Source organism: Streptomyces sp. NPDC004629 (genome assembly GCF_042873595.1).
In the GTDB taxonomy this organism is placed as follows: domain Bacteria; phylum Actinomycetota; class Actinomycetes; order Streptomycetales; family Streptomycetaceae; genus Streptomyces.
Window position 1 is genome coordinate 16,529 of the sequence record NZ_JBIALO010000011.1, and the last position, 24,295, is coordinate 40,823.

The following is a 24,295-nucleotide window of genomic DNA, read 5'->3' on the forward strand; positions in this document are numbered from 1 at the left end:
CCGCCGCCGCTCAGCCCTCGAAGGGCCGCACCGGCCCCACCTCGACACCGAGCAGCCGCCACGCCGCAAGTGCGCGGCGTTCCCGCTGCTCACGGGTGGGGCCGGTGACGGCACCTGAGACCATGCCGATGGCGATCATGAGGTCGTCGGGCTCCGCGGCGAGCCGGTGCCCGTCCGGCAGATGCCTGCGAAGGGCTCGCTCGACCCGCTGAGACAAGGCCAGGGCGTAGGCCGGGGTGCCGGAGTGGCTGCCCGTCCAGTCGGCGTGCAGGATTCCGATGAACGCCGTCGACTCCGTCTGGTGCCAGGTCAGGACACCGAGGACCTTGGCGATGTCCGTGCCGTCCGCTGCCGCCGCCTGCTCGATCTGCCCGACGTTCTCCTCCAGCACGGCGAGCGCCAGCGTGGCCCGGTCCGGGAAGTGCCGGTACAGCACGCCCTGGCCGACACCGGCCCGGCGCGCGATCGCGGAGAGCGGAGTGTCCAGCCCGTGCTCCGCGTAGATCGCCCGGGCGGCGGCGATGAGCGCGGCCCGGTTGCGCGCGGCGGCCTTCGGCCCGTCGTTCGCGGGCCGTCGCTCGTCAGGAAGGGAACGCCGTGTCACACCGGGAGGATATCGGCCGGGAGCAGGCACGGTTCAGGCCACCTCGCCGAGGCGGTCGGAGCGCACGGCGGCGATCCCCCGGCCGGACTCCGCCGGGACCGGCGCGGTGCCGAGCAGGTCCACCCGGAAGACGGCCGCGGCGGGGGCCCGGGCGCAAAGAGCCCTGCGGCGCAGGCGCCCTGGGTGACCGGTCCGAGTCCGCCAGCGGCACCCACGATGTCGCGGTCATCGGGCTGGGTGGCATGGGGAGGCCATCGGGTGACCTGGTCCGTCGTGGTCGCCTCACGGTCGTTCCCCACGCGGCAACCCCGGCCCGGCCGGCCTCACGCGCGCTGTTCCGGTCCGGGTCCGGACCGGAACGGCGCCGGGGTCAGTTCTGGGCCGCCGCGAGGGCCGCCTCCGCTTTTCTACGGTAGTTGGCCAGCTTCTCCGCCGGGGCGACGGCCACCTGCTTGCTGCGGGGCTTCACCGAGACATCGTGGCCCTCGGCCGCCTTGCGGAGCGCGCCCACCGTGGCCCGCTCGCGCGGGATGTGCGCGAACGGGTCGAAGGAGTACCAGCGCATCGCGTTCAGATGGGTCATCTTGTCGGTCTCGGTGTCCGGCACGTCGTTCGCCGTGAGGACACGGTGCAGCTCCTCGGGCGCGCCCGGCCACATGGAGTCGCTGTGCGGGTAGTCCGCCTCCCAGCAGATGTTGTCGACGCCGATGTCGTGGCGCAGCTTCACCCCTATGGGGTCGGAGATGAAACAGGTGAGGAAGTGCTCGCGGAAGATCTCGGACGGCAGCTTCCCGCCGAAGTCCTGGAGCGTCCAGGTGGCGTGCATCTCGAAGGTGCGGTCGATGCGGTCCAGGAAGTACGGGATCCAGCCGGTGCCGCCCTCGGACAGTGCGATCTTGACGGTCGGGTACTCCTTGAGGACACGAGACCAGATCAGGTCGGCCGCGGCCTGGACCAGGTTGATCGGCTGGAGGGTGATCATGACGTCCGGCGGGGCGTCGGGGGCGGTGATGGCGAGGCGTCCGGAGGAGCCGATGTGCAGGTTCATCACCGTGCCGCAGTCGGTCAGCGCCCGCCACACCGGGTCCCAGTACTCGGTGTGGAAGCTGGGATAGCCGAGCGGGACCGGGTTCTCCGGGAAGGTCAGCGAGTGGCAGCCCTTCTCGGCGACCCGCCGGATCTCCTGGGCGCACAGCTCGGCGTCCCAGATCGCGGGGAGTGCCATCGGGATGAACCGGCCGGGATGGGCTCCGCACCATTCGTCGATGTGCCAGTCGTTGTAGGCACGCACCAGGGCGAGGGAGAAGTCGGAGTCCTCGGTGGCGAACATCCGGGCCGAAAAGCCGGGGAAGGAGGGGAAGTTCATCTGGGCCAGGACACCGCCGGCGTTCATGTCGGCGACGCGCTCATCGACGTCGTAGCAGCCGGGCCTGATCTCGTCCAGGCCCTGCGGCTCCATGCCGTACTCCTCCTTGGGGCGCCCGGCGACCGCGTTGAGCGCCGCGTTGCCGACCGAGTTGTCCCGGAACTGCCAGACGTCGGTGCCGTCCTCGCGGTGGACCAGACGCGGTGCGTCCTTCTTGTAGCGGGCCGGCAGGTGGTTCGCGAAGATGTCGGGCGGTTCGATGATGTGGTCGTCGACGCTGATCAGGATCATGTCGTCGCGGTCCATGGGGACCCTCCTCGGGGCTCGGTCTCGGATCAGTCGGAGGCGGGCAGCGCCTTGGGCGCCTTGATGGTCAGTGGTTCGCCTGCGTAGGCGAGAGGGCCGGAGCCGGACGCGGTGCAGAGGAGTTCGATGGTGTCGGCGGCGTCGACGTACCGTTTGCCGATGAGGGTGCCCGGCGGGTCGCCGGCCGGGGCCGGGGCGGGGGCCTGGGTTGCGGGGACCATCGGGCGGCCGCCGCACTCGATCGGTCCTGCCGCCTGCTGCGGGGCCCGGATGACGATCACCCGTGTCGTGTCGGTGGCCGAGGCCAACTGGTCACCGGGGCGCGGGGTCGGTGTGGGGGACACCATGGTGCTGCTCTCCTTCCGTGAGAGGAGTCGTCGGGGGCGTCGTGGTCAGCCGCTCCCCCAGCAGTTCCAGGTCGTAGGAGCGGCGGGCCAGCCAGAAACGCAGGAAGCCGGTGAGCGAGTAGCGCAGGAAGAGGGCCGCCCCCACCACCGCGGCGGCGATGCCGCCCAGGCCGAGGGCGAGGGCGTCGCCCTGGGCGAGGGAGTCGTCCGTGCCGTGGGCGAGGGGGAAGGCGATCGCGCCGAGCACGAGTCCTACGGCCATCAGCAGTTGGCCGATGCGGAGCCACAGCGCGGCACGCGCGGCCGCGGGATCCGGGATCTTCAGCTCGGCCAGTTCGCGAGCGAACCGCTCCGCGCGTGGCTCCGGGGCGGGGCTGGACGTCATGGGGCGCTCCCCAGGTAGTAGGAGGAGAGTTCGGCGTGCAGGGAGTCGTCGGGGCGTCCCTGCCAGGGGATGCGGCCGCGGACGAGGACGGCGGCGTGGTCGGCGATCTTCAGTACGGCGGTGGCGAACTGCTCGACGACCAGGACCGCGACGCCCTCGCGGGCGATGTCCGCGACCCGCTCGTACAGATGTGCCACGACCAGCGGGGCCAGGCCCATGGAGAGTTCGTCAAGCAGCAGGACGGCGGGGTCGGTGGTGAGTCCGCGGGCGAGGGCGAGCATCTGCTGCTCGCCGCCGGAGAGGGTGCCGGCGGCCTGTGTGCGCCGGTCGGCGAGAACGGGGAAGCGGGCGTAGGCGGTGTCCTCGATCTCTGCCCGGGTGCGTCCGGTGAAGGTCATCATCCAGAGGTTGTCGCGCACCGAGAGATTGGGAAAGATTCCCCGTCCTTCGGGGATGAGGCACACCCCGGCGCGGGCGAGGTTCCCGGCGCGGGCGCCGGTGACGTCCCGGCCGCCGAGGAGGAGCCGGCCGCCGCTGGGCGGGTGGGCTCCGGCGGCGACCTTCAACGTCGTGGTCTTGCCCGTGCCGTTGGGGCCCAGCAGGGCCACGACCCGGCCGGCGTCGACGGCCAGGTCCACACCGTGCAGCACGGTGATGCCGTCGTACGCGGCGCGTACGCCGCTCAGTTCGAGGAGCGGTTCTCCGTCGGCGCCCATGGTCACTCCTCCCCCAGATAGGCCGCGAGTACGGTCTCGTCGTGGCGGATCCGCTCGGGCGGCCCGCTGGCGACGACGGCGCCCAGAGCGAGGACGTGGACCTCGTCGCAGACGGTCATCACCAGGCTCATGTCGTGTTCGACGAGGAGGACGGCGGTGCCCTCGTCGGCGAGGGAGCGCAGCAGGCCGGCGAAGCGCGCGGTCTCCTCCGCGTCCTGCCCGGCGGCGGGTTCGTCCAGGAGGAGGACCCTCGGTTGCAGGACGAGCGCGCGGGCGACCTCCACGAGCCGGGCCGCGCCGGTGGGCAGGGCGTCGGCGGGCGCGTCGGCCAGGTCCGTCAGTTCGAGGCGGGCCAGTACCCGGTCCGTCGTGACGGCCGCGTGCCGTCGCCTCGGGCCGAGTTCGGCGGCGACCATCAGGTTGTCGCGGACGGTGAGGCGGCCGAACAGCTCCAGGTGCTGGAAGGTGCGGGACAGGCCGCGCCGGGCCCGGCGGGCCGGGCCCTCGCGGGTGACGTCATGGTCGTCGAGCAGGACCCGGCCGGTCCGTGGCCGGCGCAGCCCGGAGACGACGTCGAACAGGGTGCTCTTCCCCGCTCCGTTCGGTCCGATGAGTCCGGTGACGCGGCCGGCCTCCGCGGCCAGGGACACCGTGTCCAGGGCGCGGCGGCCCCCGAAGGAGACGCTCACCTCCTCAGCGCGCAGCAGTGGCACGGTTCAGCACCTCCCCGTCCTCGGGCCGCCAGGGACGGCGGACGCCCCACCACTCCACCGGAACGTCGCGGTCCGTCTCCCGGCGCCTGGACGCGCGGGCGTTGCACACGAGGGCGGCGGCGAGGGCCGCGACGAGCGCCAGGCCGCCGCTGACCGCGCCGGTGGCGGCGAGCAGCCAGCACAGGGCGAGCACGCCGAGCAGGACGGGGAGCAGGGTGCGCTCGCGGACGAGCCGCTGCCACTCGGCATGCAGGCGGGGCACGACTCCGGCCGGACTGTGGGCGAGGCCCATGCCGGCGAGGGCGATGAGGAGCGCGGACAGGTCGTGTGCCCAGGAGCCGAGGTCCGCGAGGAGTTGGGTGGGGACGACGAAGGCGACTCCCGCGAACAGGCCGGTGCCGACGGCGCCGAGTCCTCCGACGACCGCGATGAGGAAGAGCGGCAGTCCGGCGACGAGGTTGAACTGCTCGGCGGTGACGGTCTGGAGCTGCATGCCGTACAGGGCGCCGCCGAGGCCCGCGAGGCCGGCCGACAGCGCGAAGACCGCGATCTTGGCTCCGAGCAGGCGCCCGCCGAGGGTGGCGAAGGCGGCCTCGCTGTCGCGCAGGGCGATCAGCCGGCGGCCGAAGCGGCCCCGGCGCAGCGCGGCCACGGCGAGCGAGGCCAGAGCGAGGAGGACGGCGGCGAGGAGCAGCAGTCGGGTGGGGGAGGTGAGGTGCAGGCCGAACAGGTTCGGGCCCGTGACCGCAACGGAGCCCTGGTCGAACAGGGATATGCGCACACCGAGCACGTCGAAGGCGGGGAGGGTGAAGATCCAGCGGTCGAGGATCACCGCGAACGCGGCGGTGCCGAGGGCCAGGTAGATGCCGGACAGGCGCAGGGCGGGCAGGGCCACGACCGCCCCGACGGCCGCCGCGATCAGCACGGCGGCGGGCAGCGCCCACAGTTCGCCGTGCGCGCCGAGGTGGCCCCACACGACCGCGCCGATCCCGGCGATGGACAGCTGGCACAGCGAGATCTGCCCGGTGTACCCGGCCAGCGGCACGTAGGACAGGGCGATGACGCCCAGGGAGAAGACCGTGCCGTAGGAGATCACCGCGTCTTCGGCGAGGACGCTGACCAGAACCAGCGCGAGGAGCAGGACGCTGCCCGCGAAGACGAGGCTGCCGCGCGCGGTGGGCAGCGGGACACGGACCAGCCGCCGGTCGCGTCCGCGCAGCCGGCGGTGCGGGAAGGCGAGCAGGGCGAGGAGGAGGAGCAGGGCGGGGGCGGCGAGGCGCAGGCCCGGCAGGTAGTCGTTCTGCGGCAGGTAACCGGCGAGGTAGGCCTCCAGCAGGCCGACGACGACCGCGCCGAGGAAGGTGAGGGGGAGGCTTCGCAGCCTGCCGAAGACGGCGGCGGTGTAGGCGCTGACGATGAGCAGGGAGAGCTGCTGGGCGTCGAGCGCGACGGTGGGGGCGATGAGGATGCCGCCGACGGCGGCGAGTTGGATACCGAGGACCCAGGCGAGGCGGCCGGCCCGCAGCGGGTCGGCGCCGGTGAGCCCGGCGAGGGCGCGGTCGTCGACCGAGGCGCGCATCTCCGTACCGGCCCGGGTGCGGTGGAGCAGCACCCACAGCACCGCGGCGACGGCGACCGCGACGGCCATGGTGACGGCCTGGTGCCAGGTGACGGAGGCCGGGCCCAGGCGGAGCGCGGAGCGGTCGGCGAAGAACGGGGACAGCGGCCGGGCGGTGTTGGGGTCCCAGACCCATCGGGCCAGGGCGATGCATCCGGTGAGCAGGGCGACCGTCATCACGAGGCGTTCGGCCTCGCCGAGCATCTGGACGGGGCGCATCAGCACCCGTTCCACGAACAGGCCGAAGGCGGGCGCGAGGACGAGCAGCACGGTGGCGAGGGCGAGCGGAACCGGCCACCCCCAGCCGACGGCGAGCTGCCAGTAGGAGAAGGCCGCGAGCATGCCGGCCGCGCCGTGGGCGAAGTTGAAGACACCTGCCGTGGTGTGGGTGAGTACCAGGCCGCTGCCGATCACGGCGTAGATCGCGGCGGTGCTCAGGCCCACCACCGTGAAGGCCAGGAACTGATCCATGTGTGGAAACTAGCTTCTCGGTATTGGAGAATCAACCATTCGTACACGATACTCATCGACGAGAATCCCGTTCTCGTCCGTGCGCACGACGAGAACGGGCAACGAGGGCGGACGACGAGAGAGGCGGTCCCTTGAGCCCTACCGACGACCTGGTGGAGATCGAGCAGCTACTCGCCCGTTACGCGGTCGCCATGACCCGTGGCGAGGTGGACAGGGTGCTCGGCGTGTTCACCGCTGACGGCGGCTACAGCGCGTTCGGGGACACCTACCCGCTCGACGAGTTCCCCGCGCTCATCTCCGCGGCGCCCAAGGGCCTGTTCCTGGTGGGCACGCCGGTGATCGAACTGGACGGCGACGCGGCCACCGGTACACAGCCGCTGTGCTTCGTGGAGCACTCCGAGCACGCGATGCGCATCGGCTACTACAACGACACCTATGTACGGACGGCCGAGGGGTGGCGGCTGCGCACCCGCGCCATGACCTTCATCCGTCGCAACGGCGACCACGACTCCGGCCGCCCGCATGCCTTCGAACGCTCGCGTTCATGAAAGTCGCCGACTTCAGGCGGGAGTTGAGGGACTGGCTCGACACCCATGACCTGTCACCCGGCGACGATCACGGCCTCGACGCCCAGGTGGCCCAGCTCGCTCGGGTGCGCCGGTCACTGTGGGAGGCGGGGTGGATGCGGCACGGCTGGCCGCCCGAGGTCACAGGACTCGGCGGGCCGAGCGTCCTGCGGGCGGTGCTCGGCGAGGAGGTCGCCTCCCGTGGCCTGGCCGAGCCCGGCATCTGGTCGATGGTCGAGGTCCTGGTGCCCACCCTGATCGACTACGCGCCGCCCGCGCTGGCCGCCGAGATGGTGCCCCGGCTGCTGAGCGGCCGGGAGCAGTGGTGCCAGGGTTTCTCCGAACCCGGCTCGGGCAGTGACCTGGCCTCCCTGTCCACCCGCGCGGTGCGCGACGGGGACGACTGGGTGGTGTCCGGGCAGAAGGTGTGGACGAGTCTCGCCCAGTACGCGGCCCGCTGTGTCCTGCTGGCCCGCACCGGCGATCCCGGCCACGCCGGCATCAGCGCGTTCCTGCTCGACATGGACACCCCCGGCATCTGTGTCCGTCCGCTGCGCACCCTGCACGGCGTCGACGAGTTCACCGAGGTCTTCCTCGACGACGTACGTGTCCCGGGTGAGCGCCTGCTCGGCGCGCCGGGCGACGGCTGGCGGCTGGCCATGGACCTGCTGCCGCACGAGCGGTCCACCTGCTTCTGGCACCGGATCGCGCATCTGCACAGCCGGCTCGACCGGCTGCTGGCCGACGGCTGCGAGCCGGACGCCGACTCCCTCGGCGCCGCCTGGCTCGACCTGCACACCGCGCGCTGCCGGTCCGCGCTCACCCAGCGGACGCTGGCCGAGGACGGCCGGCTGGGGCCGGAGACATCCGTGGACAAGATCCTCCTCGCCACCGCCGAACAGCGGCTGTACGACACCGCGCGCGACCTGCTGCCCGGGACCGTCGAGCTGACGGACGCGGGCGCATGGCGCACCGAGTACCTCTACTCGCGTGCGGCGACCATCTACGGCGGCACCGCGGAGATCCAGCGCAACATCGTCGCCCGCCGCCTGCTGGACCTCGGGAAGGAGTGAGCGCGCGTGGACGCCGACGAGCGCGACCTGCTGGAGCAGGTCCTGCGCAAGACGATGACGGCCGCCTCGGGCACAGCCGTGGACGCCTCGCTCGCCGGTCTCGGCTGGGCACAGATGCTGACCGAGGAGCCCGGCACGGCGATCCCGCTGGTGTTCCGTCTGCTCGGGGAGACGGGAGCGCACGCGTCGGTCCTCAACGACGTGGTCCTGCGGGAGGCGGGGAGCCCGCACGGCCGGACGCTCGCGTTGCCGTACACCGGCGGGACATGGCTGGAGTGGGCACGGGACGACAGCACGGACGGCTGTGCCCTCGACCCCGCACTGCCGTTGCGGCGCGTGGGGGCGGGCGGTCCCGTGCCCCTGGCCGACGGACGCCGGGCGCTCGGCTGGTGGCTGCTCGGAACCGGGCGGGCGATGCTCGCGCTGGCCCGCCGGCATGTCCTGGACCGGCACCAGTTCGGCCGCCCGCTCGCCTCCTTCCAGGCACTGCGGCACCGGCTGGCCGAGACGTACACCGCCCTGGAAGGCGCAGAGGCGGCCCTGACGGCCCCCGGGGACGACCACACCTCCGCCCTGCTGGCCAAGGCCGCCGCCGGCCGGGCCGCCCTCACCGCCGCCCGCCACTGCGGGCAGGCGCTCGGCGGGATCGGCTTCACCGCCGAACACGATCTGCACCGGCACGTCAAACGCGCCCTGGTCCTCGACGGACTGCTCGGCTCCGCCCGCGACCTGACGCGTGAGGCGGGCACGCTGCTGCTGCGCGAGGGCCGGACGCCGCGTCTCGTCGACCTGTGAGGAGAGCCGCGTGACCATCGACCTCTGGAACGATCTGCTCGACTGCCTCGATCTGACGGCCGTGGACGAGCACGTCTTCGAGGGCCGCTCCCAGCGGCTGGAGTACCGCCGCCTGTTCGGTGGACAGCTCCTGGCCCAGTTCGCCGGCGCGGCCTCCCGGTCCGTGACCGGCAAGGAACTCAAGTCCCTGCACGCCCAGTTCCTGCGCGAGGGCCGCACCGGGGAACCGGTGCGCTACGAGGCCGAGGTGCCGCAGCAGGGCCGCACGTTCGCGACCGTACGGCTCACCGCTCGGCAGCAGCACGGGGTGATCGCCGTGGCGAATGCCGGCCTGCACACATGGGAGGAGGGACCGGACCGCCAGACGGCCGGCACGCCCGCGGCCCTTCCCGGCCCGGAGCGCCGGGTGGACCTCGCGCTGCTGCCGTGGGAGTCCCGGGCGGCGAGCGACCTCGACACCGAGAAGGCCGAGCCGGCCGTCCACGAGCTGTGGACCCGCATCCCCGCGGCGCCCCGGGCCGCCGCGCCCGCCCTCCTGTCGTACGCCACCGATCTGACACCGATCGGTACCGCCCTGCGGCCGGTAGCGGGGGTGACACAGGCGGACGCGGGCACGGTGTTCGTGTCGGCCGTCACCGCGCACACGGTGTGGTTCCACCGGCCGTTCGCCACCGGTCGGTGGCTGCTGCTGCGCCAGCACAGTCCGCTGGCCGCGCACGGCCGGTGCTTCGGGCGCGGGGACGTACTCACCGAGGAGGGCGAACTGCTCGCGTCCTTCGCCCAGGAGGCGTTGCTGCGGTTCGTCTGAGCGCCACCGGGAGCCCCGGGCCTCCTGCTCCGGCCCGGGGCTCCCGCGTGGGTACGGTCAGGGCGCGGGCACCTCAAGCACCAGCGCCGACCCCATGCCGCCGCCCGCGCACATGGCGGCGACACCCACTCCCCCGCCCCTGCGGCGCAGTTCGTGGACCAGGGTGACGATCATGCGGGTGCCGGTCGCCGCGACCGGGTGGCCGAGGGAGCAGCCGCTGCCGTTGACGTTCACGGTGTCCGGGTCCAGGCCGAGACGGCGGACGGCGGCGACGGCCACCGACGCGAACGCCTCGTTGATCTCGAAGAGGTCGACGTCGGACACCGTCAGACCGGCCCGGTGCAGGGCCTTGGGGATGGCCTGGACCGGGGTCAGGCCGGTCTCGGCGGGGTCGACGGCGACCGAGGCCCAGGACCGTACGGTGGCCAGGGCGGGCAGGCCGAGACGTTCGTCCGCCACCGCGACCGCGGCCGCCGCGTCGTTGGCGCCGCAGGCGTTGCCGGCGGTGATGGAGAAACCCTCGATCTCCGGGTGCAGCGGCTTGAGCGCGGCGAGGCGTTCCGCGCTGGTGTCGCGGCGCGGGTGCTCGTCGGCCTCGAAGGGTCCGTACGGGGTGTCGACGGGCACGGTCTCGTCCTTGAAGCGTCCTTCGTCGAGCGCGCGGACGGCGTTGCGGTGCGAACGCAGCGCCCAGGCGTCCATCTCCTCGCGGGTGATCCCGGCACGCACCGCGGTGTTCCAGCCCACGGTGATCGACATGTCGAGGTTGGGCGCGTCGGCGCGATCCGGGTGGGACGGCGGTACCCAAGGACCGTCGACGCCCTGGAAGGACAGTTTCGGTGCGGTGGACGCGGAGTTGACGCCGCCGGCGAGCACCAGCCGGTCCATGCCGGCCCGGACCGTGGCGGCGGCGGTCTGCACCGCCGCCAGGCCGGCCGCGCAGTGCCGGTTCAGGGCGAGTCCTGGCACCTGTGGCAGTCCGGCGGTCAACGCGGCGTGCCGGGCGACGACTCCGCCGCCGTAGTGGGACTCGGCGAGGACCACGTCGTCCACGAGGCCGGGGTCGAGTCCGTCCGCGACCGCGGTGACGATGTGGTCGGCCAGTTCGTGGGCGGTGGTCTCGCGCAGGCTTCCTTTGAACGCGGTGCCGATGGGGGTGCGCAGGGCGGCGACGAGCACGGCTTCAGACATCGGCGGTCTCCTCCGGTTCGGCCGGGCCGACGGGTCCGGCCGGTTCGGCCGGCATGGCGGCTTCGGCCAGTTCGGCCAGTTCGGCCACGAGTGTGCGGCGCAAGAGCTTTCCCGTGGGGGTGCGGGGCAGTTCGGGGCGGAAGACTACGGTGTCCGGGGTCTTCGAGGAACGCAGGCGCCGTTTGGCGAAGGCGCGGATCTCGTCCGGGTTCCCGGCGCCCACCAGCACGGCGACCAGCCGCTGCCCCCACTCCGGGTCGGGCAGCCCGAGCACGGCGGCCTCTTCGACGCCCGGGTGCCGGAGCAGGACGTCCTCGATCTCGGCGGGCGCGATGTTCTCGCCGCCCCGGATGATCGTGTCGTCGGCGCGGCCGTCGAGGAACAGGTAGCCGTCCTCGTCCAGGCGGCCCCGGTCACGGGTGGCGAACCATCCGTCCCCGCCGCCGACGTCACCCGCGCCCTCGTACTCGCCCGAGATCTGCGCGCCGCGCACGAAGACGAGGCCCCTCTCCCCGGAGCCGAGCACCTTGCCGTCCTCGTCGCGGATCTCGACCTCGACGCCGGGCAGCGGGCGGCCCACCGAGCCCAGCCGCGCACGCACCGCCGGCTCTTCGGACGCGGCGGCCCGCCGGTGGTCGTCGGGGCCGAGCACGCAGACGGAGGAGGCGGTCTCGGTCAGCCCGTAGGCGTTGACGAAGCCGGTGTCCGGGAACTGCCGCAGGGCGCGCTCCACCACCGGGAGCGGGCAGCGCGCGCCACCGTAGGCGAGGTTGCGCAGCGTCGGTACGTCCGCCTGCGCGTCACCCAGCACGGCGGTCACACGTGCCAGCATGGTCGGTACCACCATGGCGTGGGTGACGCCCTCGCGGCGCACCGTCGCCAGCCAGTCGGCCGGTGCGAAGGTGCTCTGGTAGACGACGCGGCGGCCGGCATACAGGTTCGTGAGCAGGTTCATCAGCCCGGCGACGTGGTACGGCGGAAGCGCCACCAGGCTCGCGTCGCTCGGTTGCGCCGACCCGAAGTCCTGGGTGGTGAAGACGTAGGCGAGCAGGTGGCGGTGGCGGAGCAGGGCGGCCTTGGGGGCGGCGGTGGTGCCGCTGGTGTAGAGGACGACCGCGACGGCCTCCTGGTCCTGCGGCACGGGCTGCCACGCGGCTTCCCCTCTCGCGGTGAGCAGCCCGTGGAGATCGTCCGGGCGCAGCACCGCGGCTCCGGGGTGCCGGGCGATCAGTGCGCTCAACTGGTCCTCGCCGAGCCGGTAGTTGAGAGGGACGAAGGGGATACCGGCGAGTGCCGCGCCGAACAGGGCGACTGGGTAGGCCGGATGGTTCGGCCCCAGGTAGAGGACGACGGAACGGCCGCGGAAGCGGTCGGCGGCGTGACGCGCGAGGTGCTGGAGTTCGGCGGCCAAGAGCGTACGGCCGCCTTCGGTGACGGCCGGCCGGTCGTGAGCCGAAGCGGCCATTTCCAGGATCACGGCTATGTTCATGAGAATGCCATTCTCCTACACTCAGATCCTTACTCGCAAGAGAGGGGAACGACGATGCGCATCGATGGTTGCGCGGCCCTGGTGGTGGGCGGCGCCGGCGGACTGGGCGAGGCCACGGTCCGGCGGCTCGCCGCGGCGGGTGCCCGGGTCGTGGTCGCCGACCTCGCCGACGACAAGGGCAAGGCCCTGGAGGCGGAGCTGGGGGTGCGCTACGTCCGCACCGATGCCACCGACGAGGACTCCGTCCGGGCCGCGGTCGACGAGGCCGAACGGGCGGGCGCCTTCCGGATCGCGGTGGACTGTCACGGAGGGCCCGCGAGCGGCGGGCGGCTCGTCGGCAAGGACGGCGCTGCCCTGGCACTGGACGGTTTCCGCACGACCATCGACATCTATCTGACCGGAGTCTTCAACGTGCTGCGACTGGCCGCCGCGGCCATCGGCCGCACGGAGCCCGTCGACGGGGACGGCGGACGCGGGGTCGTCGTCACCACCTCGTCCATCGCGGCGTACGAAGGGCAGATCGGCCAACTGCCGTACGCGGCGGCGAAGGGCGGTGTCTCGGCGATGACCCTGGTCGCGGCCCGTGATCTGTCACCGCTCGGCATACGCGTGGTCACCGTCGCCCCGGGCACGGTCCTGACACCGGCGTACGGGAAGGCCGGGGACCGGCTGGAGGCGTACTGGGGCCCCCAGGTGCCGCACCCGCGGCGGATGGGGCGCCCCGACGAGTACGCCGCGCTGGTGCAGCATCTGTGCGAGAACGACTACCTCAACGGGGAAGTGGTGCGGCTGGACGGGGCGTTGCGCTTCCCCCCGAAGTAGCGGCCGGGTGAAGTCGGGGCCGGTACGTGACGGAAGGGCCTCGCGATCGGCGCGGCCGTCGCCCCGTCAGACGTGGTCGCCGTGTTCGCCGAGCCGCGGCGGCGGACCGTACTCCGGCTCGTATCCGGTGACCCGGAACGGACTGCCGACCATCCGGTGACCGCCCGCCTCCACCACCGCGTCGGGCGCGTCGGCGAGGGCCTCGGGCAAGGCGCGTACGGCGGCGGCGGGCACGAGCAGGGGCCGCAGCCGGGCCTCCCAGCCCGTCGCCGTGTCCGCGGCGAGGGCCTTCGTCACGGCGGCGACGACCTCGTGGCGACGGGCCGCCCGCTCGGGCATCGTGGTGAAGCCGTCGATGCCCGCCTCGGCGGCGAACGCACGCCAGAAGCCGTCATGGGTGATGAACAGGGCCAGGTGGCCCTCGGCGGTCGGGAAGAGCTGGGCGGGCACGTAGTAGGCGTGGGCGCCGCCGAGGCGCCGCGGGGCGGTGCCCTCGTTCAGCCAGGCGGAGGCGTGGTAGTTGAGCTGCGAGAGCATCACGTCCCGCAGGGAGACGTCGATCTGCCCGCCCCGCCCGGAGACCACCTGCGCCAGCAGGCCGAGCGCGGCGGCGAACCCGGCCGAGTTGTCGGCGGAGGAGTAGCCGGGCAGCTGGGGCGGGCCGTCGGATGCGCCGGTGAGCGCGGCGATCCCGGTGGCGGCCTGCACGACGTAGTCGAAGGCGGGCCGGTCGCCCGCGTCCATGCCCCAGCCGGTCAGGGCCACGCACACCAGTCGCTCGTTCCAGGCTCTGAGCGCCTTGTAGGTGAGGCCGTAGCGGTGGACGGCGGACGGTTTGAGATTGGCCAGGAGTGCGTCGGCATCCCGGACGAGTTCGTGCAGCCGTCCCTGGCCCTCCGGGGTGCCCAGGTCCAGGCGGATGGACCGCTTGCCCCGGTTGAGGCTGGCGAAGTAGGCGTCCGAGACCTGGCGTGACAGGTCCCCGCCGGGCGGTTCGATCTTGGTGACCTGCGCGCCGAGGTCGGCCAGCAGCATCGAGGCGTAGGGGCCGGCCAGAATGTGCCCGACTTCCAGGACGCGCAGCCCCGCCAGGGGGCCTGGCTCGCTCACCGGAGGTCCGCGGCGATCGCCGCCACCGCGTCGCGAGTGCGCAGCTTGGAGGCCACCAGTTCCTCCCGTCCGCCGCCGATGGGCAGCAGGCGGACGGACAGGTCGGTCACCCCGGCGTCCGCGAACCGCTCGAAGCGGGCCCGGATGGCGGCCTCGTCGCCGGCCGCGCACAGGTCGCCGACGTCGCGGGCGTCGCCGTACTCCAGCAGGCGCTGGTAGTTGGGCGACACCTCGGCCTCGCCGAGGATGCGGTTGGCGCGCTCGCGGGCGGCGTCCACCTCGTGAGGGCCGCACAGACACACCGGGATGCCGGCCACGATGCGCGGTGCCGCGCGGCCCGCCTCCCGCGCCGCCTTGGTGATCGTCGGGACGACGTGTTCGGCGACCGCCCGTTCGTCCGCCATCCACAGCACGGTCCCGTCGGTCAGCGCGCCCGCCGTGCGCAGCATCACCGGGCCGAGTGCGGCCAGCAGGACCGGCAGCGGCGAGACCGGGCCGAGGGTGAGCGGGTTGTGGACGCGGAAAACGTCGTTCTCGACGTCCACCGACGCCGCGCCGCCGACCGCGGTGTTCAGGACCTCCAGGTAGGCGCGGGTGTACGCGGCCGGCTTCGCGTAGGCGATGCCGAGCATGTCGCGCACGATCCAGTGGTGGGAGGCGCCGACGCCCAGGGCGAGACGTCCACCGGCCGCCGCATGCGCGGACAGCGCCTGACGGGCGAGGGCGACGGGGTGCTGGGCGTGCACCGGCACCACCGCCGTGCCCAGTTCGATCCGCGAGGTGGCCCGGCCCATCAGGGTGACGGCCGTCAGCGCGTCGAAGTCGGTGGGCACCTGTGGCACCCACACGGTGTCGAATCCGGCCGCCTCCGCCCAGCGGGCGTCGTCGACCATACGGTCCGCCTTGTACCCGGCATCGCCCCGTTCGGGGCCGCTCATCACTCCGACTCGCATGTCAGTCCTCGGGGATCGATAGGGCCTGGGAAGCGGCGGTCAGGGCCCGGATGTCCGCGACGATGGCGTCCAGTGCCGTGCCCGTGGGGAACACGGCGGCGGCCCCGGCCTCGTACAGCCGGTCCACGTCCGCGGCCGGGATGGTGCCGCCGACCACGACGGGGATGTCGTCGGCGCCGGCCGCGCGCAGCGCGTCCACCGTGCGGCGGGTCAGCGCGAGATGGGCGCCGGACAGGATGGACAGCCCGACCAAAGCGACGTCCTCCTGCACGGCGGTGGCGGCGATGTCGTCGACGCGGCGGCGGATGCCGGTGAACACCACCTCGAACCCGGCGTCCCGCAGTGCCCGCGCGACGAGTTTCGCCCCGCGGTCGTGCCCGTCGAGTCCGGGCTTGGCGACGAGGACCCGTACCGGCAAGGTCATCAGAACACCACCGGCTGCCGGAACTCGCCCCACACCTCGCGCAGGGCGCCGGCGATCTCGCCCACCGTGCAGTAGGCGGTGGCGCAGTCGATCAGGGGGGCCATGAGGTTGCTGTCTCCTTCGGCGGCTCGTTTCAGGTCGGCGAGGCGGGCGCGGACATCGGTGCCGCTGCGTTCGGCCTTGACCCGCGCGAGCCGCTTGAGCTGCCCCTCCCGTCCCTCGGCGTCGAGTTCGTACGTGGCGAGATCGGGTGGGGGCTCCTCGGCGGTGAAGCGGTTGACGCCGACGACCGGGCGCTGCCCGCTGTCGACCTCCTGGTGCAGCCGCCACGCCTCGTCGGCGATGAGGCTCTGGAGGTAGCCGTCCTCGATGCAGCGGACCATGCCGCCGTGCGCCTCCAGGTCGGCCATGATCCGCTCGATGCGCTCCTCGGTGGCGTCGGTGAGCGCCTCCACGAAGTACGAGCCGCCGAGCGGGTCGGCGACCCGGGTCACGCCCGTCTCGTGGGCGAGGATCTGCTGGGTGCGCAGGGCGAGCGTCGCCGACTCCTCGCTGGGCAGCGCGAACGGTTCGTCCCAGGCGGCGGTGAACATCGACTGCACACCGCCGAGGACGGAGGCGAGCGCCTCGTAGGCGACACGGACGGTGTTGTTGCGGGCCTGCGGCGCGTACAGCGAGGCCCCGCCGGCCACGCAGCCGAAGCGGAACATGCTCGCCCGATCGGTCGTCGCGCCGAACCGCTCGCGCACGATGGTGGCCCAGCGCCTGCGCCCGGCGCGGTATTTGGCGACCTCCTCGAAGAAATCGCCGTGCGTGTAGAAGAAGAAGGAGATCTGCGAGGCGAACTCATCGATGGTCATACGCCCGCGTGCGAGGACCGTCTCGCAGTACGTCACCCCGTCGGCCAGGGTGAACGCCATCTCCTGCACGGCGTTGGCGCCCGCGTCCCGGAAGTGCGCCCCGGCGACGGAGATGGCGTTGAAGCGGGGCACCTCGGCGGCGCAGAACTCGATGGTGTCCGCGATCAGACGCAGGGACGGCTCGGGTGGCCAGATCCAGGTGCCGCGGGAGGCGTACTCCTTGAGGACGTCGTTCTGGATGGTGCCGGTCAGTTTCGCGCGCGGGATGCCGCGTCTCTCGGCGGCGGCGACGTAGAAGGCGAGCAGGATCGCGGCCGTGCCGTTGATGGTGAAGCTGGTGCTGATCAGGTCCAGGGGGATGGAGTCGAAGAGGATCTCGGCGTCGGCGAGGGTGTCGAGGGCGACGCCGACGCGGCCGACCTCGTCGGCGTACTCCGGGTCGTCGGAGTCGTATCCGCACTGCGTGGGCAGGTCGAGCGCGACCGACAGGCCGGTGCCGCCCTGGTCGAGGAGGTAGCGGTAGCGGCGGTTGGACGCCTCGGGGGTGCCGAAGCCGGAGTACTGGCGCAGCGTCCAGGTGCGGCCCCGGTAGCCCGTGGGGAAGTTGCCACGGGTGAAGGGGAACACGCCCGGAGGTGGCGGGTCCGCGGGGCGGTCTGCGGGGCCGTAGACGGGCTTCAGCGGTAGTCCGGAGGCGGTGCGGAGGTCATCGGTCATGGCGGGGCGTCGTCCTTGGATGGATGGGGCGGCCTCGGGCTTGCGCCCGCGAGGTCGTCGGCCGTGTCGGGGGCGAGGTCGGCCCCGCGTTCGTTCAGGAAGCCGTGCGGCCGTCCGGCCGCGGCCGGTCAGCGCAGTCGGTCCTTCAGCACCTTGCCGGTCGCGGTGAGCGGCAGGCCGGCGCGGAACTCGACGTGGCGGGGCACCTTGAACCCGGCCATCCGTTCCTTGGCCCACGCGATCAGCTCGGACTCCGTCACCTCGCCTCGCCGCACCACGAACGCCTTGCCGACCTGGCCCATCCGTGCGTCGGGCACGCCGACGACGGCGACCTGGGCGACGGCCGGGTGCTTCAGCAGGAAGCCCTCGATCTCGGCAGGGTAGGCGTTGAAGCCCCCGACGATGAACATGTCCTTCTTGCGGCCGACGATCCTCAACCGGCCTTCCGCGTCCAGTTCCCCGAGGTCGCCGGTGTGCAGCCAGCCGTCCGCGTCGATGGCCTCGGCGGTGGCCTCGGGATCGTCGAGGTAGCCGCGCATCACGGAGTAGCCCCGTACCAGGACCTCCTGGTCGTCGGCGATACGCACCTCCAAGCCCTCGCAGGGCCGGCCGACGGTCGTGGCCACCGCTTCGTAGGGGTCACCGGGCCGGGACGCCGTCACGGTGCCGGCCTCGGTGAGGCCGTAACCGGTCATCAGGTGACTGAACGGCAGTTCCGTGGTGATCCGGCGTACCAGTTCCACGGGGATGTCGGCGGAGCCGGTCACCGCGACCCGCAGCGACGACAGGTCCCGTCCGCCGTCGGCCTCCAGCAGGCAGTGGTAGAGGGTCGGGGGGCCCGGCAGGACGGTCACCCGTTCCTTCTCGACCAGTTCCAGTACGCGGTCCACGTCGAACACCGCGAGCGGGAGCGCCGTCGCGCCCCGGATCAGGGAGGCTACAAGGCCCGCCTTGTAGCCGAAGATGTGGAAGAACGGGTTGACCATCAGATACCGGTCGCCCTGCCGGAGCCGGGCCAGGTCGCACCACTCCGTGTACAGCCTGAGGGTCTGCCCGTGCGTGGTCATCACGCCCTTGGGGCGGCCCGTCGTCCCGGAGGTGTAGACGATGTCGGCCAGGTCGTTCTCGCCCACCTCACGCTCCAGCGGCTTCCCGGAGGCGAGGAACCCGTCCTTGCCCAGGTCGATGACGGGCACGCCGGGCGGTGCGGTGAACTCCCGGTCCAGGAAGCCGTTCCGGACGAGCAGCGCCTTTGCTCCGCTGCGTACGACGATGTCGTGCGCCTCTTCCTCACGGAACCGGGTGTTCACCGGAACCAGTACCCCGCCGGCGGTCAACAGCCCGAAGGCGGCGACGATCCACTCGGCCGAGTTCGGCGCCCACAGTGCGACCCGGTCCCCCGGGCCGACGCCCGCCGAGGCGAACGCTCCCGCGGTGCGCCGGACCCGGTCGGCCAGCTCGGTGAAGGTCAGTCGCAGATCGCCGTCGACCACGGCCTCGGCGTCGCCGAACCGGTCGGCCGCGTCCCGGACCAGGTGCGGAATGCTGCGCCAGCGACCGGTGGGGGTCATGCGTCGATCAGCCGGGCCAGGTTGCCGCCCATCACCTTCGCCTTGTCCTCCTCGCTGAGCCGCGTGAGGTGGTCGACGTAGGTGACGGGGTCGGCGAGACCCTCCGGGTGGGGGTAGTCGGAGCCGAACAGGACGCGCTCGATGCCGATGAGGTCGCCGAGCCGGGCCATGTCCTCCTCCCAGAACGGGCTGATGTGGATGTTCCGCCGCAGGACCTGGACCGGGTCCTCCTGGAACTCGTGCGGCATCTTCTTGTGGACGTCGGCCAGCCGGCCGAGGACCGGCTCCACCCAGGAGGCGCCGTTCTCGATGACCGCGATCTTCAGCTCGGGGAAGCGGGACAGCGCCCCGTGGCAGATCAGGGAGGTGACCGCGTCCTCGATGGGCCGCCACTCGTGGACCTGACGGAAGGCGTTGGGCTTGAACGGCAGGAACTCGCGCCGCCTGCCCTCCCAGTCGTTGGCGTAGTTCGCGTAACCGGAGTCGGAGGAGTGCAGGGCGACCAGGACGCCGGTCTGGACGACCCGCTGCCAGAACGGGTCGAACTCCGGCAGCGCGAAGGACCTGGTGCCGCCGTAGCCGGGTACGGGGGCGGGCCGGACCAGGATGGCCCGCGCTCCTCGTTCGACCACCCAGTTCAGCTCGTCGACCGCCTGCTCGACGATCGGGAGGCTGATGACGGGGACCGTGAAGATGCGGTCCTTGTAGGTGAAGCCCCAGGTCTCGTGCAGCCACTGGTTGAGGGAGTGGACGACCGCGTGGATCAGCTCCGGGTCGTCCTTCATGCGTTCCTCGATGAGGCTCGCCAGTGTCGGGAACATCAGGCTGCGCTGCACCCCCAGCCGGTCCATCAGCTCCAGGCGCGGGCCCGGCTCGCGGAAGGCGGGGATGGAGTGCATCGGCTCGCCGAAGATCTCCCGGCGGGTCTTGCCGTCGGGGTTGCCGACCTTGAAGTACTCCTCCATGGCGCCGGGGCGGGCCACCACGTCGAAGGTGGGGTTGGGGATGTACTCGCTGATCCGTCCGCGTATCGCGATCTTGGTGCGGTCGCGGACCGTCACGTACTCGATGGCCCCGTCGTACTCCTTCGGGAGGTACTTGGTCAGCGCCTCCCTGGTCTCGTAGAGGTGGTTGTCCGCGTCGAAGAGCGGATACGTAAGCGCGCGAGACGGCATATAGATCCTCCTTCGCTAATTTAGAGAATCGTATTCTCACTAGGCGGGAGTAGCAATGTGGTTGCGGAGGACGAACTTCTTCACCTTGCCGCTGGGCGTGCGCGGGAAGTCGTCCACGGCGTGGACCCGCTCGGGCCACTTCTGCCGCGCCAGGCCGGCCCGTTCGAGATGCAGCCGCAGCTCGGCCAGGCTCGGAGTCCGCCACCCGTGCCGCATGCGCAGCACGGCGGCGGCGCGCTCGCCGAGCCCCGGATCGGGTACGGCGACCACGGCGGCCTCTGCCACCCCGGGCAGGCCGAGCAGGATCTCCTCGACCTCCAGGGCACTGATGTTCTCCCCGCCGCGGATGATCACGTCCGCCTTGCGGTCGGTGATCGTCAGCCAGCCATCGGCGTCGAGCGTGCCGATGTCACCGGTGCGGTACCAGCCGTCGGCGTCGAACGAGGCCCGGGTCAGGTCGGGATCGGTGTAGCCGAGGCACAGGTCGGGGCCGCGGGTGAGGATCTCGCCGTCCCCGTCGAGGCGCAGTTCGACGCCGGGCAAGGGGATGCCGTCGGTGTGCAGGCGCTTGCCGGCGGGACCGTCGTAGGGGGTGCAGGTGACGGACGGATGCTCGGTGGAGCCGTACGCGCGGAACACGCTGATCCCCAGCGACTCCAGCCGGGTGGTCACGGCCGAGGGCACGGCCGCCCCGCCGAGGCCCGCGTATCTGAGGCGGGCGATGTGCTCGGGGGTGCAGTCGGGGTGGTCGAGCAGGCTGGTCATGTAGTACGTCGCCCCGCCCCCGACGGTCAGTCCCGCGCCGCGCATGAGGGCGAGCGCCTGGGCGGGGTCCCAGGTGTCGCCCAGGTTGACGGGCGATCCGTCGAGGACGGGGATCAGGAAGGCGTTCACCATCCCGATGAAGTGCCCGACCGGGGCGACGGTGAACTGGCGCCCGCGGTCGGGCGGGTAGGAGGCGGCGAGCTGCCGCGTCTCGTAGCCGAGCGTGCGGTGGCTGTGCACCACGCCCTTCGGGTCCCGGGTGGTACCGGAGGTGAAGGCGATCAGCGCGGGCGCGCCCGGGTCGACCGGGAGCACCCCGGACATCGGCTCATCGGCGAGCAGGCCGTCGAAGTCACGGCCCACGACCCCGACGACCGGCACTCGTTCGCACAGGTCCGGGTGGAACTCCTGGCGTCCGAAGCGCTCGGCGGCGAAGAACGCCTTCGGGCGGGTCGCCTCGACTATGTAGGCGACCTCCTTCCTTCCGTAGAAGTGCACGACGGGGACCACCACGGCGCCGAGGAAGGCCGAGGCCCAGAACACGGCGGCGGCCTCCGTCCAGTTGGGCAGTTGCATGACCACCACGTCACCGGGTCCGACCCCGCGCTCGCGCAGCCCGGCGGCCAGCCGCCGGGCGGCCAGTTCCACCTCGGCGAACGTCCCGGACCACGGCCGGACAGCGGAGTGCACGCGGAATTCCACGTCCCCCGACTTGGCCAGTCCGCCCGCCAGCAGATCACCGAGGGTCTCGCGCGTCCACCAGCCGGCCTCCTCGTAGCGGGTGACCAGGTCGGACGGGACGGTCCGCAGTTGGGCGGAGGAAAACGTCGACATGCCTGGGGCACTCCTCTCCCACGCGATGAGCGTTACGAGAATTGCACTCTCCCATGACGAGAAGGTAAGTTCCATACATGGCACGCGACCACGGCTTCCATCCGGTACGGATCATCCGGGTCACCGACGAGGCGCCGGATGTGCGCACCTTCACCCTTGACGCCTCCTTCCCCTACCGCGCCGGGCAGTTCCTGACGTTCAAGGCCCGCGGAGCCCTGCGCAGCTACTCGATGTCGAGTTGCCCCGACAGCGACGGCGAGGTGTGCGTGACCGTCAAGCGGGTGCCGGGCGGGCTCGTCTCGGAGTGGATGCACAAGGAACTGAAGCCGGGCGACACCCTGTATGCGACCCGTCCCGCCGGAGCGTTCTGCCTGCGCGCGGAGGGCACGGGACGGGCGCTCGTCGCCTTCGCGGGCGGCAGCGGAATCACCCCCGTGTTCTCCCTCGTGAAGAGCGCGCTGGTCACCACCTCCCGGTCCGTCCGGATACTGACGGCCCATCAGAGCCGGGAGGCCGCCATCTTCTTCGCGGCCTTGAACGCGCTCGCCGTCCGGTACTCCGGGCGGTTCGAGGTGCGCCATCACCTGGACGACCGGGACGGACTGGTCACCGGGGACGAGATCCGCGCCCTGGCGGGCGAGCGGCCCCGGGACACCGACTTCTACGTGTGCGGCCCGGCCCCGTTCATGGATCTGGTGGAGCGGACGCTGACCGGGGCGGGGGTGAGCCCCGAGCAGATCATCGTCGAGCGCTTCACGCCGGCGGCGACCGCAGCTGCCACGCCGCTCACGGCCTCCCCGCCGGCCGGTACGCCCGCTCCCCCGCCGGGCACGGTCACGGTCGGCCTGCGCGGACAGCGCCGTACCGTTCCACAGCGGCCGGGCGAGACCCTGTTGCAGACCGCGCGCCGGGCGGGGTTCACGCCGCCCTTCTCCTGCGAGTCCGGCGACTGCGCCACCTGCATGGCCCGACTGACGGCCGGCGAGGCCAAGATGCGGGTGAACAACGCCCTGGACGCCGACGAGGTGGCGGAGGGCTGGGTGCTCACCTGCCAGGCCGAGCCGACCTCCGCCGAGGTGACCATGGTGTACGAGGACTGAACCGTCAAGCCCGACGACCGGAAGGCCGCGCATGGTTGAGCTGGAGCTTGAGGACGGCCTGGCCGTCGTCACGATCGACCGCCCGCACGCCCGCAACGCCCTCGGCCTCGACACCATGGGCGAGTTGGAAGAGGCGCTGGACGCGGCCGGCGGCGCGGCGGCGCTCGCGGTGACCGGATCGGGTGACCGGGCGTTCGTGTCCGGGGGTGACCTGAAGGAACTGTCCAAGCTCCGTACGGAGTCGGAGGCGTCCGGGATGGCGCTGCGGATGCGGGCGCTGTGCGACCGGATCGCCGCCTTCCCCGGCCCGGTGGTGGCCGCGCTGAACGGGCACGCGCTCGGCGGCGGGGCGGAGGTCGCGGTCGCGGCGGACCTCCGGGTGGCGGCCGACGACGTCCGCATCGGTTTCAACCAGACGAAGCTGGCGATCGTGCCGGCCTGGGGCGGGGCCGAGCGGCTGGCCCGGCTGGTGGGACCGGGGCGGGCCCTGCTGCTCGCGGGGACCGGCCGGGTGCTGGACGCCACCGAGGCGGAGCGGGTGGGCCTGGTCGATCTGGTGCTGCCGCGTGCGGAGTTCGACCGGGGCTGGCGGGAGGTGGCGCGGTCCCTCGCGACGCGCCAGGGGCGCGAGATCAAGGACCTGACGACGCGCGCCCGTTCGCCGCAGGAGGCCGCCGCGGCCTTCGCCCGGCTGTGGGTGTCGCAGGAACACTGGGAAGCGGCGGAGAAGGTGATGTCCCGTGGCAAGTGAAGTCCGTGTGGAGGAGGGGCCGTTCGGGCCGGAGGTACGGCCGGAGGGCGCCGCGGCCGAGCAGACCGTGCTGTACGTGCACGGCGATCCGCGGCTGGCGGGCACCCCGCAGGACGCGCTGCCGACCGCCCGGGAGCTTGCACGGCTCACCGGCCGGGCGGTGGTGTGCGCGCGGTACCGCCCTCGCTTCCCGCAGGCGCTTGAGGACGTGTACGCCGCCTGGGAGCACTGCCACGACCGGGGGCCGGTGGCGGTGGCCGGCAAACGGCTCGGCGGCGCTCTGGCGGCCGGGCTGCTGCTGCGCCTGCGGGACGCGGGCGCACCGCTTCCGACCTGCGCGGTGCTGACGTCCCCGGTGCTCGACTTCACCCTCGACGCGCCGAGTCTGCTTCTCAACGCGGTGGCCGACCGCGCGATGGACGCCGGGTCGCTCCCTGGGCGGGCGGCGGCGTACGCAGGAACCACCCCGCGCGACCATCCGCTGCTCAGCCCGCTCCACGGCAACCTGCACGGACTGCCCCCGCTGCAACTGCACGCGGCGGGCACGGAGGTGCTTCTGGACGACACCTTGTCGTTCGCCACCCGGGCGGCGCACTCCGGGGTCGCCGTGGACCTGCGCGTCTACGAGGACCTGTCGGCGCAGGGATGGAAGGCGCTGGGCGCCACGGTGGCGTTCCTGACGTCGTGGCGCAGGTCGGCGTCGTTCAGTTCGTCGGACGTCTGAGACCGCGGTGACGACGGCCGGCGGGGGCCCGCACGCCCCCG

The 24,295-nt window shown here is 72.4% G+C and carries 24 protein-coding genes; 8 read left to right on the forward strand and 16 right to left on the reverse strand.

Translation table 11 applies throughout. From position 1 onward, the window contains the following. Window positions 1–10: 10 nt before the first annotated feature. From ACFYTE_RS18285 to ACFYTE_RS18315, 7 genes are all read right to left on the reverse strand, one after another. Window positions 11–604, reverse strand: coding sequence for a TetR/AcrR family transcriptional regulator (locus ACFYTE_RS18285; protein WP_388710877.1), 594 nt, complete (start codon window positions 602–604; stop codon window positions 11–13). 370 nt (window positions 605–974) lie between these two features. Continuing rightward, on the reverse strand, window positions 975–2,276 hold the full coding sequence (locus ACFYTE_RS18290) for an amidohydrolase family protein (protein ID WP_388710880.1): 1,302 nt from the start codon (window positions 2,274–2,276) through the stop codon (window positions 975–977). 29 nt (window positions 2,277–2,305) lie between these two features. Then, window positions 2,306–2,623, reverse strand: a complete 318-nt coding sequence (locus tag ACFYTE_RS18295; RefSeq protein ID WP_388710883.1) for a hypothetical protein — start codon at window positions 2,621–2,623, stop codon at window positions 2,306–2,308. Beyond that, on the reverse strand, window positions 2,589–3,008 hold the full coding sequence (locus ACFYTE_RS18300; protein ID WP_388710885.1) for a hypothetical protein: 420 nt from the start codon (window positions 3,006–3,008) through the stop codon (window positions 2,589–2,591). The genes ACFYTE_RS18295 and ACFYTE_RS18300 overlap by 35 nt, the downstream gene beginning before the upstream one ends. Then, window positions 3,005–3,724, reverse strand: a complete 720-nt coding sequence (locus ACFYTE_RS18305) for an ABC transporter ATP-binding protein (protein WP_388710888.1) — start codon at window positions 3,722–3,724, stop codon at window positions 3,005–3,007. Before ACFYTE_RS18305 ends, ACFYTE_RS18300 begins: the two co-directional genes overlap by 4 nt. A 2-nt stretch (window positions 3,725–3,726) precedes the next feature. Further along, the gene (locus ACFYTE_RS18310; RefSeq protein ID WP_388710891.1) at window positions 3,727–4,437 is read right to left on the reverse strand and encodes an ABC transporter ATP-binding protein; all 711 of its coding nucleotides are present in this window, start codon (window positions 4,435–4,437) and stop codon (window positions 3,727–3,729) included. Further along, entirely contained in the window at window positions 4,418–6,526 is a 2,109-nt protein-coding gene (locus tag ACFYTE_RS18315) for an ABC transporter permease (protein WP_388710894.1), read from the reverse strand. The genes ACFYTE_RS18310 and ACFYTE_RS18315 overlap by 20 nt, the downstream gene beginning before the upstream one ends. A gap of 131 nt (window positions 6,527–6,657) precedes the next feature. Between ACFYTE_RS18315 and ACFYTE_RS18320 the strand changes: the two genes are divergently transcribed. From ACFYTE_RS18320 to ACFYTE_RS18335, 4 genes are read left to right on the forward strand one after another with little or no spacing between them, the layout of a single operon-like run. Then, on the forward strand, window positions 6,658–7,074 hold the full coding sequence (locus tag ACFYTE_RS18320) for a nuclear transport factor 2 family protein (protein ID WP_388710897.1): 417 nt from the start codon (window positions 6,658–6,660) through the stop codon (window positions 7,072–7,074). Then, window positions 7,071–8,165, forward strand: coding sequence for an acyl-CoA dehydrogenase family protein (locus ACFYTE_RS18325; RefSeq protein WP_388710900.1), 1,095 nt, complete (start codon window positions 7,071–7,073; stop codon window positions 8,163–8,165). The genes ACFYTE_RS18320 and ACFYTE_RS18325 overlap by 4 nt, the downstream gene beginning before the upstream one ends. Before the next feature lie 6 nt (window positions 8,166–8,171). Further along, window positions 8,172–8,960 carry an acyl-CoA dehydrogenase family protein gene (locus ACFYTE_RS18330; protein WP_388710903.1) on the forward strand — a complete coding sequence of 263 codons (789 nt, stop codon included), beginning with the start codon at window positions 8,172–8,174 and terminating at the stop codon, window positions 8,958–8,960. Window positions 8,961–8,970: 10 nt separating this feature from the next. Beyond that, window positions 8,971–9,768 (forward strand): acyl-CoA thioesterase, encoded by a 798-nt coding sequence (locus tag ACFYTE_RS18335; RefSeq protein ID WP_388710906.1) that lies wholly within the window; start codon window positions 8,971–8,973, stop codon window positions 9,766–9,768. Between the two features lie 57 nt (window positions 9,769–9,825). On the opposite strand, the gene ACFYTE_RS18340 is transcribed toward ACFYTE_RS18335, so the two are convergent. Further along, a complete protein-coding gene (locus ACFYTE_RS18340) occupies window positions 9,826–10,959 on the reverse strand; it encodes a thiolase family protein (protein WP_388710909.1) in 1,134 nt (377 codons plus the stop codon). Further along, window positions 10,952–12,448 (reverse strand): class I adenylate-forming enzyme family protein, encoded by a 1,497-nt coding sequence (locus ACFYTE_RS18345; RefSeq protein ID WP_388710912.1) that lies wholly within the window; start codon window positions 12,446–12,448, stop codon window positions 10,952–10,954. The genes ACFYTE_RS18340 and ACFYTE_RS18345 overlap by 8 nt, the downstream gene beginning before the upstream one ends. Before the next feature lie 54 nt (window positions 12,449–12,502). Here ACFYTE_RS18345 and ACFYTE_RS18350 point away from each other — a divergent pair, with 54 nt between their 5' ends. Then, window positions 12,503–13,270 carry an SDR family oxidoreductase gene (locus ACFYTE_RS18350; RefSeq protein WP_388710915.1) on the forward strand — a complete coding sequence of 256 codons (768 nt, stop codon included), beginning with the start codon at window positions 12,503–12,505 and terminating at the stop codon, window positions 13,268–13,270. 66 nt (window positions 13,271–13,336) lie between these two features. Here ACFYTE_RS18350 and ACFYTE_RS18355 read toward each other — a convergent pair whose 3' ends face one another. The 7 genes from ACFYTE_RS18355 to ACFYTE_RS18385 all read right to left on the reverse strand — a co-directional run bounded on the left by ACFYTE_RS18355 (window position 13,337) and on the right by ACFYTE_RS18385 (window position 21,679). Continuing rightward, window positions 13,337–14,380: a CaiB/BaiF CoA transferase family protein gene (locus ACFYTE_RS18355; protein WP_388710918.1), complete on the reverse strand. Its 1,044-nt coding sequence runs from the start codon at window positions 14,378–14,380 to the stop codon at window positions 13,337–13,339. Next, entirely contained in the window at window positions 14,377–15,333 is a 957-nt protein-coding gene (locus ACFYTE_RS18360; protein WP_388710920.1) for a TIGR03564 family F420-dependent LLM class oxidoreductase, read from the reverse strand. Before ACFYTE_RS18360 ends, ACFYTE_RS18355 begins: the two co-directional genes overlap by 4 nt. A gap of 1 nt (window position 15,334) precedes the next feature. Further along, window positions 15,335–15,757 (reverse strand): cobalamin B12-binding domain-containing protein, encoded by a 423-nt coding sequence (locus ACFYTE_RS18365; protein WP_388710923.1) that lies wholly within the window; start codon window positions 15,755–15,757, stop codon window positions 15,335–15,337. Further along, entirely contained in the window at window positions 15,757–17,334 is a 1,578-nt protein-coding gene (locus ACFYTE_RS18370) for a methylmalonyl-CoA mutase family protein (RefSeq protein WP_388710926.1), read from the reverse strand. The genes ACFYTE_RS18365 and ACFYTE_RS18370 overlap by 1 nt, the downstream gene beginning before the upstream one ends. A gap of 128 nt (window positions 17,335–17,462) precedes the next feature. Continuing rightward, entirely contained in the window at window positions 17,463–18,905 is a 1,443-nt protein-coding gene (locus ACFYTE_RS18375; RefSeq protein ID WP_388710929.1) for a FadD3 family acyl-CoA ligase, read from the reverse strand. After that, window positions 18,902–20,080 (reverse strand): amidohydrolase family protein, encoded by a 1,179-nt coding sequence (locus ACFYTE_RS18380; protein ID WP_388710931.1) that lies wholly within the window; start codon window positions 20,078–20,080, stop codon window positions 18,902–18,904. The genes ACFYTE_RS18375 and ACFYTE_RS18380 overlap by 4 nt, the downstream gene beginning before the upstream one ends. 39 nt (window positions 20,081–20,119) lie before the next feature. Beyond that, window positions 20,120–21,679 carry an AMP-binding protein gene (locus ACFYTE_RS18385; RefSeq protein WP_388710933.1) on the reverse strand — a complete coding sequence of 520 codons (1,560 nt, stop codon included), beginning with the start codon at window positions 21,677–21,679 and terminating at the stop codon, window positions 20,120–20,122. Window positions 21,680–21,756: 77 nt separating this feature from the next. On the opposite strand from ACFYTE_RS18385, the gene ACFYTE_RS18390 reads away from it, so the two are divergent. The 3 genes from ACFYTE_RS18390 to ACFYTE_RS18400 are packed head-to-tail and all read left to right on the forward strand — an operon-like array spanning window position 21,757 to window position 24,254. Further along, entirely contained in the window at window positions 21,757–22,779 is a 1,023-nt protein-coding gene (locus tag ACFYTE_RS18390; RefSeq protein ID WP_388710936.1) for a 2Fe-2S iron-sulfur cluster-binding protein, read from the forward strand. A 31-nt stretch (window positions 22,780–22,810) separates the two neighbouring features. Beyond that, window positions 22,811–23,530 (forward strand): enoyl-CoA hydratase/isomerase family protein, encoded by a 720-nt coding sequence (locus ACFYTE_RS18395; RefSeq protein ID WP_388710939.1) that lies wholly within the window; start codon window positions 22,811–22,813, stop codon window positions 23,528–23,530. After that, window positions 23,520–24,254 (forward strand): alpha/beta hydrolase fold domain-containing protein, encoded by a 735-nt coding sequence (locus ACFYTE_RS18400; protein WP_388710942.1) that lies wholly within the window; start codon window positions 23,520–23,522, stop codon window positions 24,252–24,254. The genes ACFYTE_RS18395 and ACFYTE_RS18400 overlap by 11 nt, the downstream gene beginning before the upstream one ends. Window positions 24,255–24,295: the final 41 nt, after the last annotated feature.

What these genes read in the sequence shown, in the direction of transcription:
- ACFYTE_RS18290 (WP_388710880.1), bottom strand. Translation starts at nt 2,276, where the DNA reads ATGGACCGCGACGACATGATCCTGATCAGCGTCGACGACCACATCATC.
- ACFYTE_RS18295 (WP_388710883.1), bottom strand. Translation starts at nt 2,623, where the DNA reads ATGGTGTCCCCCACACCGACCCCGCGCCCCGGTGACCAGTTGGCCTCG.
- ACFYTE_RS18300 (WP_388710885.1), bottom strand. Translation starts at nt 3,008, where the DNA reads ATGACGTCCAGCCCCGCCCCGGAGCCACGCGCGGAGCGGTTCGCTCGC.
- ACFYTE_RS18305 (WP_388710888.1), bottom strand. Translation starts at nt 3,724, where the DNA reads ATGGGCGCCGACGGAGAACCGCTCCTCGAACTGAGCGGCGTACGCGCC.
- ACFYTE_RS18315 (WP_388710894.1), bottom strand. Translation starts at nt 6,526, where the DNA reads ATGGATCAGTTCCTGGCCTTCACGGTGGTGGGCCTGAGCACCGCCGCG.
- ACFYTE_RS18325 (WP_388710900.1), top strand. Translation starts at nt 7,071, where the DNA reads ATGAAAGTCGCCGACTTCAGGCGGGAGTTGAGGGACTGGCTCGACACC.
- ACFYTE_RS18340 (WP_388710909.1), bottom strand. Translation starts at nt 10,959, where the DNA reads ATGTCTGAAGCCGTGCTCGTCGCCGCCCTGCGCACCCCCATCGGCACC.
- ACFYTE_RS18345 (WP_388710912.1), bottom strand. Translation starts at nt 12,448, where the DNA reads ATGAACATAGCCGTGATCCTGGAAATGGCCGCTTCGGCTCACGACCGG.
- ACFYTE_RS18350 (WP_388710915.1), top strand. Translation starts at nt 12,503, where the DNA reads ATGCGCATCGATGGTTGCGCGGCCCTGGTGGTGGGCGGCGCCGGCGGA.
- ACFYTE_RS18360 (WP_388710920.1), bottom strand. Translation starts at nt 15,333, where the DNA reads ATGCGAGTCGGAGTGATGAGCGGCCCCGAACGGGGCGATGCCGGGTAC.
- ACFYTE_RS18365 (WP_388710923.1), bottom strand. Translation starts at nt 15,757, where the DNA reads ATGACCTTGCCGGTACGGGTCCTCGTCGCCAAGCCCGGACTCGACGGG.
- ACFYTE_RS18370 (WP_388710926.1), bottom strand. Translation starts at nt 17,334, where the DNA reads ATGACCGATGACCTCCGCACCGCCTCCGGACTACCGCTGAAGCCCGTC.
- ACFYTE_RS18375 (WP_388710929.1), bottom strand. Translation starts at nt 18,905, where the DNA reads ATGACCCCCACCGGTCGCTGGCGCAGCATTCCGCACCTGGTCCGGGAC.
- ACFYTE_RS18380 (WP_388710931.1), bottom strand. Translation starts at nt 20,080, where the DNA reads ATGCCGTCTCGCGCGCTTACGTATCCGCTCTTCGACGCGGACAACCAC.
- ACFYTE_RS18385 (WP_388710933.1), bottom strand. Translation starts at nt 21,679, where the DNA reads ATGTCGACGTTTTCCTCCGCCCAACTGCGGACCGTCCCGTCCGACCTG.
- ACFYTE_RS18390 (WP_388710936.1), top strand. Translation starts at nt 21,757, where the DNA reads ATGGCACGCGACCACGGCTTCCATCCGGTACGGATCATCCGGGTCACC.
- ACFYTE_RS18395 (WP_388710939.1), top strand. Translation starts at nt 22,811, where the DNA reads ATGGTTGAGCTGGAGCTTGAGGACGGCCTGGCCGTCGTCACGATCGAC.